The following is a 16915-nucleotide window of genomic DNA, read 5'->3' as shown; positions in this document are numbered from 1 at the left end:
GGCTGAACTGGCAACCAAGCAATGCTCCCAAAGGCACCACCTGAAATGTTTTCGTGCCGCCACTCCTCACAAAAAATGCCGGCGCGGAAGAACAAGCGACGGCAAATCGGCGAGAGGCCGTTTAGTTTCAGCTACGGGTTTTGCGCATTGACTCACCCTTGAGCGGAATACGAAGTGATCCACCGAGAAGACGATCCAGAATTGCATCAGCCACGGTGGGATTCCCGCCGCTCAAGTAGTCATGCCAGTTCGTCACTGGCAGTTGGCTGGTGATCAGCGTCGAGCGACCTGGAACTCGACTGTCGATGACTTCCAGCAAGTCATTTCGGCCATGTGCATTCAGTGCCGCCAGTCCGAAATCATCCAGAATCAACAAGTCATACTTCGACAACTGGTTCAGGCGTTTCCGGAAACTGCCGTCCGCATGGCCAATTTGAAGTTCTTCAAGCAGAAGTGACAACCGCTGAAACAGCACGGTTTTCCCGTGACGACATGCCTGATTGCCGAAGGCACAAGCCAGCCAGGTTTTTCCGGAGCCGGTGGGGCCGGTGATAATCATGTTGAGACCATGACTGACCCACTGGCAAGAGGTCAGCGTTGCCATTTGACTCTTGTCCAGCCCACGATCTGCCCGATAATCCACATCCTCAAGACATGCATTTGCCTTGAGTTTGGCGGATTTCAGAAGTCGTTTCAGACGCTCATTTTCCCTATGCGTCTTTTCGTATTCGACAAGCATCGAGAAGCGCTCGTCGAAGCCAAGGCTCATTGCGGCCGCACTGGTCATCTGGTTTTCAAATCCCTTGGCCATGCCAGCCAGGCGCAGTTCCCGCAGATTATTTATTGTTTGTTGTATCAGCATCGTTTTTCCTTGTCGTAAGTTCAGTGGAAAGAATGTGGGCCACGAATGTTGGCGTGATCAAAACTGGCTTCATGAATTGCATCTGGGGAAATGGCGCGGCGATCAAGGTTGGTGCGCAGTATTGATTTGACATTGCGGACATCGGTTGCGCCGATCTCAAGCGCCCGGGCACAAGCCAGATCAATCCGCTCTTCGCTATACTCACGCGCTAATGACTTGAGCGAACCTGCTGCCCGCATCGCCAATTCACGCCGCGTTTGTTTCGCGAGCACTATCTGCATAAAGTCATGCGTGCTGCCTCCGATCCCGAGCGCCCAATCCAATTCCATTTCGGCGTCCCATTCGGAAATAAAACGATGGGATGGATCCATGTGTTGCGGGTTGGTTGTCTTGCCGGGTGTCATGGTTCTTGGGTGACTGGCCACGCACCGACCACCATGCAGAATTTCTACCGTATCCACCGTTAGACGAACTTCAACCTCTTGGCGTACCAGGGCATAGGGCACGCTGTAATGATGGCGATCATCCAATTCCACGTGATAATCAAGGCCAACCCTGACTTTTCGGAATTCCGCGTAGACGTAACGCTCGCGTGGTAAAGGATTGAGTGCTGGGCGATCAATGGTTTCGAAAGCACTCCGCCGACAGCCCGGCAGTTTTTTGAAGGGCCGATTGTTTGCATCTTCGAGCAACGCCTTGATGGCAATATTGAGTTCGGCCAAGCTGGTAAAAATCTGCTTGCGCAACCGAAACAAAATCCACCGTTCAACAATCAGCACGCCGTTCTCAGCATGCGCCTTGTCCTTGGGCATCCTGGGACGTGCAGGAATAATCATCGTCCCATAGTGCCCAGCCATATCCTGATAGGTCGGATGAATATCCGGATCCGTTTTGCTGGCGCGTGTTACAGCCGATTTCAGGTTGTCACAAACGACCACCGCAGGCACGCCACCGAAGTGCTCGAACATCCGCGTATGTGATGCAATCCACTGCGGTAGTTTCTGGCTCCAGACCGCTTCGGCATAGATGTAACAGGAGGCACCCAGCGCGCCGACAAATATCTGCGCCGTTTGAATCTCGCCTGTCGCTGGATCCACGATTTTTATCGTTGGCCCTGCGTAATCGACGAACACCTTATCCCCCGCCACATGGGTTTGGCGCATATAGCGTTTCAGGGTTTTGGCAAACTCCCGATGGCGCTCACAGAAATAGCTGTAGACCATCCCATCCGGATTGGCAGCCAGATACTCCTCGTGCAGCCCTTGAAGCGTTGCACCTTTCTGCTTCAGTGCTAGATGAATAGCCGCCCAGTCGGGTTCTACCTTTCGGCAACGGGATGCCGCCACAATCACCGGGAACAGCAAGTTCTCCAGGCCGGCATCATCCATCTCTGTAGGCAAAGGCCAGGTTAAGCCAGCAGCACGAGCACGAATCAAGTAATCGGCAACCGCGTCACGTGACATGCCAAGACTGCGCGATATCGCCCGTTGGCTCTGCTTCATCTCATGAGCGAGACGCAAAACCTGTCTGATTTGGCGCATTGTCAACCTCCTGTTCATATATAGCCGGCTAGACCACTATAGCCAAAAAAATTAACGCCGAACCGAACGAAGAAGAATTCCCTTCGCCAGATCACCCGTTTTTGTTCCGGACTCAGCCAAGCGACGTGGATATTGCTTCACTTCAATTCTCCCATCGCTCACGTCCAGCAAGCCTACGTAATCAGGTACGGTTACCTCGCCTCGATGGCCATAGCCTGCACCGCACGTCGCAACCCATAGGTAATCGCAATACGGGATACGAGGGAGAAGGAAGTCCTCAATTTTTCCAAAGTAAGGTGTTCCCCTAATTTCGATGCCATGAAACGTTGGAGAAACTTGCCTGCTCTGCCCGACCATGATTACCGCATCAAACTCAAAAGGCTTCTTTTCCCCTTCAGGAAAGACTGGCCTGACTCCCATGAAAAACTCAAAATAAGCCGGCTTGCTGATACCCGTCCATTCCACCCCTGAGGTAGATAGCGTGGCAAAGACCTGAGCTTCCAGAAGCGATTGGTATTGCACAGGATTTACCGGACTAACCCGAGGTACGCTGACGCCCTTGCCTCGCGCTGTTCTTCCGGCCAAGGCGGGTCGATAAACAGACCAAAGTTGACGAAGATCGGCACGCGTAACCTCACCTGACAATACCCTTTGCGCTAGGTCCGGCAGCATCTCTGCTGGAACGACTCGACTCAGTTTGCCGAGTAGTTCCAGGTTTTCCGGGCTGACCGTTTCTGGCAAATCCACCGGTTCTGGACAGGCTATTGAGCGTTTCCGTAGATTCGCATGCAGTTCCAGATAATATCGGTATGCGGCAAGATAGCGCCAAAGGCTGGCCTCCTTGAGATGGAGGGCTTCGCTGAGTTTTTTCAACCAGTCAGTGAAGGAGGGATATTGTTCCCTCCAAACGCCAACTTCGTCTCCCGCATGCAACACAAAACCAATCTGCGCCCATGTCCGAGACTCTCCGGCGAGTAACGCAGCATGATGCAACGAGGCGAGATGGGCGGTGGATGGCATATGGGCTTTTGGTGAGTACGGCTATAACTATAGCCGGCTAAAGTTACATGTCAAGAAAAAACTCTTGCCCCCTATTTCTTGACTGTCTTACCAATTGGGTTTTGTCATAAAATGACAAATCTATGCAATTTGTGTACTTGCCAAACAATAGGCAGGCCATCAAACCTCAGGAGGTTCAATGAAGACCAAGAAGAAGCTGCTTGCGCTTAGCGTAGGCTTGGCTATGCCATTCCTTGCCATTGCGCAGGAAGATGCGGGACGATTGGAAAAGCGATTTGAGAAACCGCCAGAGCCAAAATCTGTTCCACAGCCCTTGGTTTTTCCAATCAACGAGCAACTGCCCCCCGAGCAGGCTGGGCAAGTCAAGCTCAACCTCAAAAGTCTGACTTTTTCGGGAAACACCGCCTTTACTTCTGACGAGTTGTCCGTCTTGGCGGCAGATCTCTTAGGTAAAGAGATCACGCTGCTGGATATTTATCGGCTTCGCGATGCCATCACCAAAAAATATGGCGACGCCGGCTTTGGCCTTTCCAAAGCGATTGTCCCGGAGCAGCGCATCCAGGCTGAAGGCATGGTTCAGTTGCAAGTGATTGAAGGTTTTGTTGATGAAGTCATCATCGAAGGTGGCAATGACGTCCAGCAGGAATACCTGGCCTACATGGGTGAGAAGATCAAGGCAGAGCGACCGCTCAAGGCCAGCACCCTTGAACGATATCTATTGCTGGCCAATGACCGCTTTGCAATCAAAGTGACTTCCACCCTGCGGCAGTCTGAAAAGACCCCGGCCGCATCCACCCTGATACTGAAGGTGGAGGAAGCACCAAAGTTTGATGGTGGTGCCAGCATTGACAACCGAGGCACCAAAGCAGTCGGTAAAAATCAGTTTAACGGCGATGTCTCCATCAACGGTTTGCTGGGCCGCGCCTCCAAAACCACGGTGGGTTACGCAACGGTTGAACAAGGCAGCGAATTGCAATACTGGTCGCTCAATCACACCGAGTTGCTGAGCAACGAAGGCACGGCCCTTACCTTCGGTTATACCAACAGCCTGTCCAAACCTGGCACTACCGCCCTGCGCCTTCTGGATCAGACCAGCAAAAGCGAAGGTTGGTCAGCCAAGGTTTCCCATCCTTTCATCCGCACTCGGCAAGAAAACCTGACTGCGCATGTCAAGTATGACCAGAAGGACACGGAAAGCCTGTCGCTGAATGCCACGACCTCCTTTGACAAAATCCGCTCCGTTCGCATTGGCCTGAACTATGACAACGCCGATGCTTACGAAGGGATTAATCAGGCTTTGCTTGAATACAGTCACGGCATTCAAGGCCTGGGCTCGACCGACAATAATTCGCCTCTGAAGTCCCGTGCCGATGGTCGCCCTGATTACCAGAAAATCACGATCAATCTTTCCCGCAAGCAGGAACTCAGCTACTTCTCGCCCATGCTGAGCAAGTTCTCAGTGAACGCCGCGTTGATGGGTCAATACTCTGACCGTGGGCTGCTGTCTTCGGAAGAATGCGGCTTGGGCGGGCAACAGTTCGGCCGTGCCTATGATGCTTCGGAAATCATGGGGGATAGCTGCATGGCGGGCAGCCTTGAATTGCGCTACACGCTCAACACGCAAGACACGCCCTTCCAGTATGCCCAGCTTTACACCTTCTACGATGGTGGCCAAACCACCAATCACACCCCGCTCAATGCAACCGACAAGAAAAGTAAAAGCCTGACTTCAAGTGGCTTGGGGGTGCGTTATGGCCTCGGAAAATACATGACCGGCAGTGTCGAATATTCCAAGCCGATGACCCGTGATGTTGCCAATGAAAACAACCGTGATGCGCGTGTCTTTGCCAGCATCGCCGTGAGGTTCTGAACATGAAAAAAACCGTAAAAGTCAAAACGCTGGTGATTGCCCTGGCGAGCGCAGGTTTGGCATCTATCCCCGGTTATTCCCTTGCCAACCCGACCGGGGGGCAGGTGGTTGCCGGTAACGCCACCATTCGTCAGGAAAGCGCCACCAAGGTTGGCATTACCCAAACGACCGACAAAGCGATCATCGACTGGCAGAAGTTCAGCATTGGCGCCAATGAACACGTCCAGTATTACCAGCCTTCCGCTGCCTCCGTCACCTTGAACCGTGTGGTCGGGCAAGACCCCAGCCAGATTCTGGGACGCTTGACCGCCAATGGCCAGGTCTTCCTGGTGAACCCCAATGGCATCTATTTTGGCAAGAATGCCCAGATTGATGTCGCGGGCCTGGTCGCTTCCACGCATAACATCCGCAATGAAGACTTCATGGCGGGCAAATACCTGTTCAATATCCCAGGCAAGCCCGGCGCTTCGATCATCAACGAAGGCCTGATCAGAATTGCGGATACGGGCATTGCCGCCTTTGTCGCGCCTTCGGTCGCGAACCGGGGTGTGATTGCTGCCAAACTGGGCAAAGTCGCTCTGGCCTCTGCCAATGGGTTCACGCTGGATTTTCACGGCGATGAACTGCTGACCTTTATGGTGGCTGACGAAGTCGCCAAAACCGCCTTCGACCTGGAAGGCAATCAACTGACTTCTTTCGTTGAAAACTCAGGAAAAATTCAGGCCAGTGGCGGTTATGTACTGCTGACCGCCAAGGCCGCTGAAAATGCGATCCACAACGTCATCAACCAGAGTGGATTGATTGAAGCCAGCAGCGTTGGGCAGCAGAACGGGGAAATCATCCTTTCTGGCGGTCAACATGGTGTCGTCAGCAACACGGGGACTTTGGATGCTTCTGGTAAGGCAGCAGGGCAAACCGGGGGCAAGGTGCAAATCACCGGGGAAAAGATCGGCCTGTTTGCCGGCACCTTGATTGATGTATCGGGCGATCAAGGTGGGGGTAAGGCAATTGTTGGCGGGGATTACCTGGGAGGCCAAGCCTCCGATGCGCTCATGGCGGAACTGGGTATTCAGCGAGAAAGCAAACCTGTTCAGACAGCCACTTTCACCAATATGGCAAAAGAGGCGGTCATTAATGCGGACGCCTTGACGGCAGGCAAGGGGGGCAAGGTTGTTTTGTGGTCGGATAACACCACAAGGGCGTTTGGTACGGTCACTTCCCGTGGTTACGGGAATGGGCTTGGTGGCTTTATTGAAGTCTCAGGGAAAAATGCACTGGATATCTTTGGACTCCAACTCTCCGCAGGTTCGAAGAATGCACAGGGCGGCACAATACTGTTTGACCCAGTGAGCGTCAATATCGTCGACCATAATCAAGCCCAAACAGGCATTAATGTCAGCAATTTTAGTGCTAGCAACAGCACAAATATCTCATCGCAAGCCATTCAGGATATTCTTAACACGGGTAGCAATGTCACCATTCGTACCAACAATACTGGGGGGCAGGGCGATATTCATGTCAAGAGTAATATCCTGAAGACGGCTGGTGGTGATGCTACTTTGAGTCTACTTTCGAATTCTGGAATTTATGTGAACTATGGGAAAACCATTCAGTCCTTAAAAGGCAAGCTGAATGTAATCATGAATTCTGACACGGATGATATTTCTGGTGGCCTTATCCTTATTCGCAAAACATCTGGAAGTGATGATTACGCCATTGCAACTAACGGTGGCAATGTCACTCTGCGTGCTTGGGATGCCATCTTGGACGGACGAGCCATTCAGACCTTAGGCGGAGATGTCACAATCCGTAGGATAAACAATTCTGCATCCTGGGTGACCATTGGGCCAAGTGGTAGCAATTACTACACACTTGATGCCTTTACAGGAAAATTGACCATTGATCTGAAGTACAACGAATCTATATCTAACGATGGGGATTTCATAGAGTTCCATAACCATGCTGTTCGAGCAATGAGTATGGATATTAATTCTTCTAGCATCAGAAACCATAGCACTGGATACAGCTATGGTAATTCGCACTACTCATACACACTTCCTGCTTACGACAATCGCGACGACAAGCCAGAAGTTGCCTACCAGGCAGGCAAGGTAACAATGCGTGGAGGAGCTACTTTGAGCGTGTTAGATGGGAAGATTGAAGATCCGACTTTTGTTAGACAGGAATTGCTTGAGAAATATGGTGAAAATGCCAAACGACTCAGTGATTATGTTTCGTCACTTAAGCCCGTTACTGTTATAAGCACTACAGTGGACACATCGCAGTATTTTGGTGGCGTCACAAAAGAAATTCTTGGAATGAAGCAAAGCTATGGTTACTTGATTGACGGAGTGACAACAACAATATTGTCCGATGGAACAACCAAACTTTCCTTCCCTGTGTTCAACAATAGACCATTATTTGTTGCAGTTGAAGTTCTAGATGCCCAAGGGAATGTGGTTGATACTCAACTGGTTGACCCAAAGCTACTCAATACATCCTTAACCGAGGATATGAAGGAAAAATTATGGGATCAATGGGTTGATGGCAAAGAAGGATTTAAAGACTCCACCATATCAAAGGAAACCAAGGTCGAAATTACTGTTCCCAAAGGTGGGAGTGTAAAGATGAGTTACTCGTCAGACAGAGCCCAGTTGGCAAACGCTACAAACATGCTCCTTGATACTCTATTTGCAGCGGCAGGGGGCGCTATGCCAGAAATGAAAGTTTCACCGAGACAATGGTCGGCCTTCATTAACGCTCTAGCAAATGGACCATTAGCAGAAAGCATTAAAGGTGTCATGAATGGGAATATTTCCGATATAGCTAGCTTTGGAAAGAAATTTGCTGAAGAACTGCTCAATCCCAAAACAAGTCTTGGAGCGATTTGGGCATCCACCATGGCAGGCAGCATGAATGACCATTATCTCGGCGGGCTGCGTAGAAAGCTTGAGGGGGTTGGGGACAAGATTGGCCTAAACTTTGCCGCAGAGTGGGCGGTTCGATCTTTGAACGCTGCTAGCGTTGTCGACGGCGCAATAAGAGATCAGAGTGCATTCACGAGGCAGTTTACGCCCTGAGACATCTGGTCACACGAGTTTGTACAACAGCACAACAACAGGGGACACCCATTAGCCGGCCGGTAACAACAGGAGACAGACCACGGTAACAACAGGGGACAGTTTGTCCCCTTTTTTTTACTGGAACAGAAAAACCACTACGAGTGAGTCGCCATGGCGACATAAAAACATAATCGCTGGCGGTTTTGAAAACATAGTCAGTGGTGGAGTTCGGCACATTTTAAGTGGCCGATTTGAGCAGAATATGCACTGTGTCTGGTTCCTTGAGTTTTCCCCGTTTTGGGTAGTTTTTAGCTGTTGACCGTCCGGAGTCTACCAATAATTCGATTTTTATTACGTTTCTTGGATGGCTGTCATGAGTATTGCGCGTCGCTTGCTCCTGTTGCTTGGGGTGTGTTGCAGCGCACTCCTGCTGCAAGGGGGATGGGGTCTGTTTCAGATTCGCTCGATCAACCAGAATATTGCTGCGATTGAAGACAATGTTCTGCCCTCGCTGAAATCCCTGGAGCACGCCCAGACGGCTTTTCTCCTGGCGCGCGTGCCGGCCACCCGTTACCTGTTCGTTGCCCCTGAGCAGCGGGAAAACAATGCCCGCGAATATCAGGGCTACATCCTTGAGTTGCAGGAGAGCCTGCGCGGTTACGAGCGCTTTGTCGCCGATGAGCAGGATCGCGCCTTGCTGAATAAATCGGTGGCCTTGAGTAGCGAGTACGCCGTGGGCGTCCAGCGCATCATGACGGCAGTGCAGAATGGTCATCAACTCGAGGCCCAGCAGGAAAGCCAGCGCCTGAGGCCGGTGATCCTCGGCCTGGTGCAGAACATGCAGGCCCATGCTGCCTACAACCATGAACTCGCAGCCCGACAGGCTGCACAGGCTGCATCGAGTGCCGAACAGGCCGAGCGGATGGCTGTCCTGGTGCTGGTGGTGGCCATGCTGATTTCAGGCGTGCTCGGCCTGACGATGATTCGCACGGTCTCGCAAGGCTTGAGTGCGATGGTGGCGGCATTTGGCCATATCGAGTCGCAGCTCGATTTCCGGCATCGATTGTCGGTGAATGGCGAGGATGAGATTACCCGGACGGTGACGGCATTCAATCGGCTGCTGGCCCGCTTGCAAGGCAATTTCGTCGAGTTGTCCGGGCGCAGCGGTGAAGTCAATGCGGCTTCCGCCCGGCTTGCTGCCACCGCCGAGCAGATGTCTCAAGCCTCGTCCGCACAGAGCGAGTCTGCATCGGCCATGGCGGCATGTGTCGAGGAAATGACGGTGAGTATCGGGCACGTCGCAGACCGCGCCACGGAAGCCGATCAATTGTCGCGTGCAGCCAGTCACAGCGCCGAGCGTGGTCAGGCAATCATCGGCCGGACCGTGGCCGACATCAATGACATTGCCCGCACGGTGCATACCGCCTCGGCCCAGATGATGGTGCTTGAGCAGCAGAGCGAGAAAATCAGCGATGTGGTTGCGGTGATCAAGGAAGTGGCGGACCAGACCAACCTGCTCGCACTCAACGCCGCCATCGAGGCTGCCCGGGCAGGCGAGCAGGGGCGGGGCTTTGCCGTCGTGGCCGATGAGGTACGCAAGCTGGCGGAGCGCACCACGCAATCGACCCAGGAAATCGCATCGACCATCCTCGACATGCAGAGCGGCGCCCGGGCTGCCGTGCAGGAAATCCAGGCCGTCGAGGCACAGGTCGGCGTTGGGGTGGCCGGTGCCGAATCCGCACGTGAGGCAATCAGCGACATTCAGCGCGATGCGGCCCACATGCAAGCCATGGTTGCAGATATTTCGGATGCGATTCGCGAGCAGAGTGCGGCCAGCACGGTGATTGCCCAGCAGGTTGAGCAAATTGCCCAGATGGCGGAAGAAAACAGCGCCGCCGCCCATGGCACGGCGGGCACAGCCGGTGACTTGGCGCAATTGTCGGGTCAGGTGCAGGGCGTGGTGAGCCAGTACAAGGTCTGATTGCCAACGATTCTCTCCGGGCTGATGGCCCGGAGGGTGGATCAGGCCGTTTCTGCCAGCCGGTTCAGGATGTGCATGGCCCGCTCAGCCGCCGCGTAGGGGACGAAGAGGTGATCGTGGCAATTGCCTGCTACCACGTTGCAGGCAATGCCCGCTTCGGCAAGGGCATGTGAAACTGCCGCCGTCAGCCCCACTGCATGCAGGGCGGAGTGGACGGTCAGGGTGATCCAGGCGCAGGGAAACTGCGCCGCAAGCTGCCACTGTGCGGCGTCTTCCGTGCTCAGCACCACCGACCTGCCTTCGCGTTCGAGCAGGGTGGCGATGCAGGCAGTGAGCGGTAGCGGGTGATCCGGCGGCAGGGTGGCGAAGCAGTATTCGCCGGCGTTCAAGGCCGGCGTCATGCTGCGCAACAGGGTCGCGAGATCGGTGATGCCGCTCATCTCAGCGCAGTTTCAGTTCCTGCAGGATGGTGGTCGAGATTTCCTCGATCGACTTGGTCGAGGAGTCCAGCCAGCGGATGCCTTCACGACGCATCATCTTTTCGGCTTCGGCGATCTCGAAGCGGCAGTTGGCGAGCGACGCGTACTTGCTGCCGGCGCGGCGCTCTTCGCGGATCTGGGCCAGGCGCTCGGGCTGGATGGTCAGGCCGAAGAGCTTGGCGCGATGCTTTTCGAGCGTGCCGGGCAGTCGACCGCGGTCGAAGTCTTCCGGGATGAGCGGGAAGTTGGCGGCCTTGAGGCCGAACTGCATGGCCAGGTAAAGCGAGGTCGGCGTCTTGCCGCAGCGGGAAACCGCGACCAAGATGACGTCGGCGGCTTCCAGATCACGGTCGGTGATGCCGTCATCGTGAGCCAGCGTGTAGTTGATGGCCTCGATGCGCTGCTTGTAGTCGGAACTGTCGGCGCTGCCGTGCGAACGGCCGACGGTGTGGTTCGAATGCTGGCCCAGCTCGGCTTCCAGCGGGGCCAGGAAGGTGTCGAAATAGGAGAGGCAGAAGGCGTCCGCCTGGTGCACCAGCTTGGCCACATCCGGATTGACCAGCGTGGTGAAGACGATGGGGCGCATGCCGTCGGATTCGCCCTGGGCGTTGATGCGGGCCACGGCATCCTGGGCTTTTTCCACGCTGTCGAGGAAGGGGATGCGGATCTGCTTGAATTCGACATCCTCGAACTGGCTCATCAGGCTGTGGCCCAAGGCTTCAACGGTCAGGCCGGTGCCGTCGGAAACAAAGAATACGGTGCGTTTGATCATGAGTGAAAAGTCCATGCCGGAGGCGGAAAGGGGAAGTTTACCCCTTGCCGCCCCCGACTGTCCGGGTATCGGATGAATCAGCCGCTGTTACGCAGGCCGGAGGCGATGCCGTTGATCGAAATGTGGATGCCGCGTGCCACGCGTTCGTCGGTTTCGCCGGCGCGGTAGCGCTTGAGCAACTCGACTTGCAGGTGGTTGAGCGGGTCCATGTAGGGCAGGCGCAGTTTCAGGGATTGCTGCAGCATCGGGTTGTCGGCCAGCAGGTCGTCCTGTTCGAGCAGGGCGAGCAGGTGGCGGCGGGTCAGTTCCCATTCCTCGCGGATGCGCCCGAAAATCCGGTCACGCAGGCCGGCGTCGCTGACCAGTTCGGCATAGCGCGAGGCAATGGCGAGGTCGGTCTTGGCCAGCACCATGTCCATGTTCGAGAGCAGGCTCTTGAAGAAGGGCCAGGATTTGACCATGCGGTGCAGCGTGGCCAGCCCGTCCGGATTGGCTTGCAAAAAGCCGTCGACCGCCGAGCCGAAGCCGTACCAGCCCGGCAGCATCAGGCGGCATTGCGCCCAGCTGAAGACCCAGGGAATGGCACGCAGGTCCTCGATGCGGTCGGAGGCCTTGCGCGAGGCCGGACGGCTGCCGATATTCAGCGAGGCAATTTCCGAAACGACGGTGGACTGGCGGAAGTAGGTCGTGAACCCCGGCGTTTCGTAGACCAGGCCGCGATAGGCCTGGAAGGCGCGCAGGGAGAGGTCGTCCATGATGCCGTGGAATTGTTCGGCCGGCTCGACCTTGTTTTCGTGGTCGGTCAGGCTGGCTTCCAGCGTGGCGGCAAGCAGCACTTCCAGGTTGCGGCGGCCGGTATCCGGGTTGCCGTACTTGGTGGAGATGACTTCGCCCTGCTCGGTCAGGCGGATCTGGCCGGAGACGGCACCGGCCGGCTGGGCCAGGATGGCATGGTAGGACGGGCCGCCGCCGCGACCGACGGAGCCGCCGCGCCCGTGGAAGAGGCGCAGGCGGACGCCGTGCTGGCTGAAAACGCGGGTGAGCGCGATTTCGGCCTTGTAGAGTTCCCAGCCCGAGGTCAGGAAGCCGCCATCCTTGTTGGAGTCGGAATAGCCGAGCATGACTTCATGCTCGTTGCCGCGACCGGCAATCAGGGCGCGGTAGCCGGGAAGGGCAAAGATCGCGTCCATGGTGGCGGCGCTCTTCTGCAAATCCTCGATGGTTTCGAAGAGCGGGATGATGTTCACATCCAGGCGGGCCGGGGTGTCGCCGACGGCCGGCAGGAGCAGCCCGGCTTCCTTGAGCAGCAGGGCGAGTTCGAGCAGGTCGGAAACGCCGTCCGTCTTCGAGATGATGCAGTTGGGCAGCGCGGCGGCGCCGTAGCGCTGGCGCAGGCTGCGGGCGTTGAAAAAGATGTCCAGTTCGCCACGGGTTTCTTCGCTGTACTCGATGTAGGCGGAGTAGAGTGGGCGCGGCGTGGCGATCTCGGCGGTCAACAGCTGAATCCGCTCGTTTTCCGGCAGGCTGGCGTAATCGGCGCAGCGGCCTGCTTTGGCGAGCAGTTCGCCGACGCTGCGGGCGTGGACGTCCGAGTTCTGGCGCAGGTCGATCGGCGCGAGGTGGAAGCCGAAAATTTGCACGGCACGCAGCAGGCGGCGCAGGCGTCCACCGGCAATCAGGGCGCTGCCGTTCAGCTTGAGCGAATTGCGCAGGATTTTCAGATCGTGGCGCAGGGCCTCGGCGTGGGCATAAGGGGCTGCCTGGCCGGTCTCGTGACGCAGCGGCTCGCTGCCGTCCAGGGTGCGCAGGGTGGCGGCCAAACGGGCGTAGATGTGGGAGAGCGCCTTGCGGTAGGGCTCATCGGCGCGCTGGGGTGATTGATCGGTCGACTTGTAGGCGAGCGACGCGAGTTCCGGCGTGATCTTGACCAGCAGCTCGGAGAGCGGCAGTTCGCCGCCCAGCTCGTGGATTTCCGCCAGGTAATGCTGGAGGGCGGCGGTCGACTGCAAACGCAGGGCTTCTTTCAGAATGTCGGCGGTGACGAAGGGATTGCCGTCACGGTCGCCACCGATCCAGGAACCGACGCGGAAGAAGGGGGGCAGCGCCCAGACCTTGTCCGGGAAGCGCTTTTGCAGCTGCTCGGTGGCCTGAATGTAGAGGCGCGGCAATTCGGTGAAGAAAGTTTCCTTGAAATAGGACATGCCGTTCTTCACTTCATCGATGACCTTGAGGCGCACCGGACGCAGCATGCGCGATTGCCACAGGGTCAGGATGGCGTTGGCGAGCGCCCAGTCGTTCTCGGCCAGTTCTTCCGGCGTCAGCTGCATGCGCTCGCGCTGGTCGAGCAGGCGCTCGATTTCGCGATGATTCTTGATCAGGCTCTGGCGCTGGACTTCGGTCGGGTGCGCGGTGAGCACCGGTGCGACCAGCGCGTGGGCAAAGAAATCGGCCAGGGTGTCGGCCGAGACATCGGCGGCGGCCAGCGTGTCCAGGGCGTGGATCAGGCTGCCTTCGCGCGGGGGCGAACAGGCCAGGTCGTGGGCACGACGACGGCGGATGTGGTGCTCGTCTTCGGCGATGTTGGCCAGCTGCAGGAAGTAGGAAAAGGCACGCACCACGGCTTGCGTCGTGTCGCGCGGCAGGGGGTCGAGCAGGGTGGCCAACTCGGCCCGGGCGGCAGGGTCACCGTCGCGGGCGAAGCGGATGGCCGTCTGGCGTACACGCTCGATGATCTCAAAGGTGGCATCGCCCTCCTGTTCACGGACCGTATCACCCAGGATGCGGCCAAGGAGGCGGATGTCGTTGCGAAGGGGTTCGTCCTTGTGGGTATCGAGCGTGTGTCGTGACATTTAGTGCTTTCTGACGAGGAGTACGGAGGCGTCGGAGATTTTAGCGAGTTGTTCGGCCACAGAGCCGAGAATCAGGGTGGCCAGACCGCGTTGACCGTGGCGGCCGATGACGATCAGATCGACACCGAGTTCCTTGGCCTTGTCGGCAATGGTTTCGGAGACGCGGCGCTGCTTGGCTTCGATGATCAGGCCTTCAACCTGAATGTCCGCGCTGGCAGCAACGGCGTCATCGACCAGCTTCTGGCCGGCCTTGACGATGTTGGCGGCGGCTTGATCGATATTGGCGACGGCGGTCAGTGCATGGCCGTGGATGTTAAGCAGGGTTTCATCGGCCACATGGGCGATGTACAGCTTGGCTTGGCTGGTCCGCGCGATGTGTTGGGCCTCTTTGAGCGCGCAGCGCGAGGTTTCGCTATCGTCGATGGCAACCAGAATGTTCTTGTACATGGGAAAACGCCTCCAGGCAGGATCAAAGTGGCATGAAATTAACAGCTTGGCCGGGCCGGTGCAGTTAGGGAAATCCTCAACATGACCGGCCCGGCGGTCAGGGCGGCCATGCCGCTGGGCATGGCCGGGTCCTGATCCTTAGTGGAAATGCACTTCGTCGTGGCCTTCGACCGGTGCGGCCAGGTTGGCACCCAGGGCACGGGCTGCGAAGGTGACGCAGCTGATGATGCCGAGGAAAATGCCCAGCCACATCAGGCCATCCGGGTTGATTCCGGCCTGGGCGGCGCTGGCGACAGCGGCTGCGGCAGCCGCCACCGGCTTCACGTAGACCGGCACGATGCCCGGGAAGACGTAGGCCCACAGCATGTGCAGGATGCCGACGATGATGGCCATGGCGATCGAGTGCTTGAAGGTGAAGCGGAAGATTTCCGATTCGCGACCGACCATGCCGGTCGAGCCGGTGGCCACCGAGATCGATTGCGGGGAAATCATCTTGCCGCAGACGCCGCCGCAGGTATTGGCGGACATCGTGATCACCGGATCGATGCCGATTTTTTCGGCGGTCACGGCCTGCAGCTTGCCGAACAGCGCATTCGTCGAGGTGTCGGAACCGGTCATGAACACACCCAGCCAGCCGAGCAGGGCGGCGAAGAACGGGAAGGCGGCGCCCGTCGTGGCGACGGCGTAGCCCAGCGTGATCGCCATGCCGGAGAAGTTCATGATGTAGGCAAAGCCCAGGATGGTGGCGATGGTGACAATCGGCCAGGCGAGGGTCTTCAAGGTATCGCGCGCGACGGCACCGGCGGTCTTCAGGGAGGCACCCATCACGATGATGGAGAAGAACCAGGCGAAGAGGATGGCGGTACCGGCTGCCGACAGGACGTTGAACTTGAAGACGGCCGGTTTGGCCTTGCCAGCCTGGTCGATGACCATTTTGTCGAGGCCGGCGATCGGGAAGGCGAAGTCGAAGAACTGCTTGGTGATCTGGTCCAGGGCCTGATTGACCGGCTTGATGCCCCAGGCGCAGACGAACAGCGAGAGGATGATGAACGGGGCCCAGGCACGGAAGATCTGGCCGCCGGAATACATCAGCTTCGCCTTGCCTTCACGCTTCGGCTCATCGGCAAAGTGCCAGCTTTCCTTCGGATGCCAGACCTTCAGGAAGGCCACCGTACAGATGATGGAGGCGATGGAGGCGATCAGGTCCGGCAGCAGCGGTGCGGTGAGCGGCGAGTTGGCGGAGAAGAACTGGGCGATGGCAAAGGAACCGCCGCTGACCAGACAGGCCGGCCAGACTTCGAGGCCCTTTTTCCAGCCGGCCATGAGCACGACCAGGTAGAGCGGGACGAAGACCGAGAGGATGGGCAGGGTGCGGCCGACCATCTGGGAGAGGGCCAGATCCGGGATGCCAGCAACCTGACCGCCGACCACGATGGGAATGCCGATGGCGCCCCAGGCGACCGGGGCGGTATTGGCCAGCAGACAGATCGACGCGGCGTAGAGCGGGTTGAAGCCCAGGCCGGCCAGCATGGCGGAGGTGATCGCGACCGGCGTACCGAAACCGGCGGCGCCTTCAATGAAGGCGCCGAAGGAGAAGGCGATCAGCAGGGCCTGCAGACGACGGTCATCGGAGATCGAGGCCAGGGAGTTCTTGATGACCTCGAACTGGCCGGTCTTGACCGACATGTTGTAAATGAACAACGCGGTGATGACGATCCAGCACACCGGGAAGAGACCAAAGGCACCGCCATACAGCGTGGAGAGTGCGGCCAGATCGACCGGCATTTGATACACGGAAATGGCGATCAGCACCGCCAGGCCGGTACCGCCCATGGCGGCAAAATGGCCCTTCATGCGCTTGATGGCCAGCGCCCAGAACAGGAAGAAAATAGGAATGGCCGCGACGAGCGCGGACAGGCCGATGTTGCCGAGCGGGTCGACATTCATTTGCCAAGTCATACAATTGCCCTCATAACAAAAAATGGTCAGGTTGCCGTCAGCTGATTTGCCGATCTCCGGCGGCACCTGTAGA

11 protein-coding genes are annotated in these 16915 nt (G+C 57.0%); 3 read left to right on the top strand and 8 right to left on the bottom strand.

The window, feature by feature from the left end; all coding sequences use genetic code 11:
* Window positions 1–127: 127 nt before the first annotated feature.
* Genes istB through AACO21_RS13055 form a run of 3 tightly spaced genes read right to left on the bottom strand, consistent with a single transcriptional unit; the run spans window position 128 to window position 3423 of the window.
* Window positions 128–862, bottom strand: coding sequence for an IS21-like element helper ATPase IstB (istB, locus tag AACO21_RS13065; RefSeq protein WP_346192965.1), 735 nt, complete (start codon window positions 860–862; stop codon window positions 128–130).
* A 20-nt stretch (window positions 863–882) separates the two neighbouring features.
* Window positions 883–2421 carry an IS21 family transposase gene (gene istA / locus AACO21_RS13060; protein WP_346192964.1) on the bottom strand — a complete coding sequence of 513 codons (1539 nt, stop codon included), beginning with the start codon at window positions 2419–2421 and terminating at the stop codon, window positions 883–885.
* Window positions 2422–2454: 33 nt separating this feature from the next.
* On the bottom strand, window positions 2455–3423 hold the full coding sequence (locus tag AACO21_RS13055; protein ID WP_346192963.1) for a hypothetical protein: 969 nt from the start codon (window positions 3421–3423) through the stop codon (window positions 2455–2457).
* Window positions 3424–3601: 178 nt separating this feature from the next.
* On the opposite strand from AACO21_RS13055, the gene AACO21_RS13050 reads away from it, so the two are divergent.
* The 3 genes from AACO21_RS13050 (at window position 3602) to AACO21_RS13040 (ending at window position 10336) form a co-directional block, all read left to right on the top strand.
* Window positions 3602–5293 (top strand): ShlB/FhaC/HecB family hemolysin secretion/activation protein, encoded by a 1692-nt coding sequence (locus AACO21_RS13050; RefSeq protein WP_346192962.1) that lies wholly within the window; start codon window positions 3602–3604, stop codon window positions 5291–5293.
* Window positions 5294–5295: 2 nt separating this feature from the next.
* On the top strand, window positions 5296–8373 hold the full coding sequence (locus tag AACO21_RS13045; RefSeq protein ID WP_346192961.1) for a filamentous hemagglutinin N-terminal domain-containing protein: 3078 nt from the start codon (window positions 5296–5298) through the stop codon (window positions 8371–8373).
* Window positions 8374–8728: 355 nt separating this feature from the next.
* Entirely contained in the window at window positions 8729–10336 is a 1608-nt protein-coding gene (locus AACO21_RS13040; protein ID WP_346192960.1) for a HAMP domain-containing methyl-accepting chemotaxis protein, read from the top strand.
* A gap of 41 nt (window positions 10337–10377) precedes the next feature.
* Here the strand turns inward: AACO21_RS13040 and AACO21_RS13035 are convergent, their stop codons facing one another.
* The 5 genes from AACO21_RS13035 to AACO21_RS13015 all read right to left on the bottom strand — a co-directional run bounded on the left by AACO21_RS13035 (window position 10378) and on the right by AACO21_RS13015 (window position 16842).
* Complete coding sequence (locus AACO21_RS13035) at window positions 10378–10776, bottom strand: ACT domain-containing protein (protein ID WP_346192959.1); 399 nt, start codon at window positions 10774–10776, stop codon at window positions 10378–10380.
* Between the two features lies 1 nt (window position 10777).
* On the bottom strand, window positions 10778–11587 hold the full coding sequence (locus AACO21_RS13030) for a pyruvate, water dikinase regulatory protein (protein ID WP_346192958.1): 810 nt from the start codon (window positions 11585–11587) through the stop codon (window positions 10778–10780).
* A 77-nt stretch (window positions 11588–11664) separates the two neighbouring features.
* Complete coding sequence (gene ppc, locus AACO21_RS13025; protein WP_346192957.1) at window positions 11665–14436, bottom strand: phosphoenolpyruvate carboxylase; 2772 nt, start codon at window positions 14434–14436, stop codon at window positions 11665–11667.
* On the bottom strand, window positions 14437–14883 hold the full coding sequence (locus tag AACO21_RS13020) for a universal stress protein (RefSeq protein ID WP_346192956.1): 447 nt from the start codon (window positions 14881–14883) through the stop codon (window positions 14437–14439).
* A 138-nt stretch (window positions 14884–15021) separates the two neighbouring features.
* Window positions 15022–16842, bottom strand: a complete 1821-nt coding sequence (locus tag AACO21_RS13015; protein WP_346192955.1) for a lactate permease LctP family transporter — start codon at window positions 16840–16842, stop codon at window positions 15022–15024.
* Window positions 16843–16915: the final 73 nt, after the last annotated feature.

Origin of the sequence: Dechloromonas sp. ZS-1, assembly GCF_039649255.1 — a bacterium.
In the GTDB taxonomy this organism is placed as follows: domain Bacteria; phylum Pseudomonadota; class Gammaproteobacteria; order Burkholderiales; family Rhodocyclaceae; genus Azonexus.
This window is presented reverse-complemented; position numbering and strand designations above follow the sequence as displayed.

Coding starts and splice junctions, on each gene's coding strand:
- istB (WP_346192965.1), bottom strand. CDS start 862: ATGCTGATACAACAAACAATAAATAATCTGCGGGAACTGCGCCTGGCT.
- istA (WP_346192964.1), bottom strand. CDS start 2,421: ATGAACAGGAGGTTGACAATGCGCCAAATCAGACAGGTTTTGCGTCTC.
- AACO21_RS13055 (WP_346192963.1), bottom strand. CDS start 3,423: ATGCCATCCACCGCCCATCTCGCCTCGTTGCATCATGCTGCGTTACTC.
- AACO21_RS13050 (WP_346192962.1), top strand. CDS start 3,602: ATGAAGACCAAGAAGAAGCTGCTTGCGCTTAGCGTAGGCTTGGCTATG.
- AACO21_RS13045 (WP_346192961.1), top strand. CDS start 5,296: ATGAAAAAAACCGTAAAAGTCAAAACGCTGGTGATTGCCCTGGCGAGC.
- AACO21_RS13040 (WP_346192960.1), top strand. CDS start 8,729: ATGAGTATTGCGCGTCGCTTGCTCCTGTTGCTTGGGGTGTGTTGCAGC.
- AACO21_RS13035 (WP_346192959.1), bottom strand. CDS start 10,776: ATGAGCGGCATCACCGATCTCGCGACCCTGTTGCGCAGCATGACGCCG.
- AACO21_RS13030 (WP_346192958.1), bottom strand. CDS start 11,587: ATGATCAAACGCACCGTATTCTTTGTTTCCGACGGCACCGGCCTGACC.
- ppc (WP_346192957.1), bottom strand. CDS start 14,436: ATGTCACGACACACGCTCGATACCCACAAGGACGAACCCCTTCGCAAC.
- AACO21_RS13020 (WP_346192956.1), bottom strand. CDS start 14,883: ATGTACAAGAACATTCTGGTTGCCATCGACGATAGCGAAACCTCGCGC.
- AACO21_RS13015 (WP_346192955.1), bottom strand. CDS start 16,842: ATGACTTGGCAAATGAATGTCGACCCGCTCGGCAACATCGGCCTGTCC.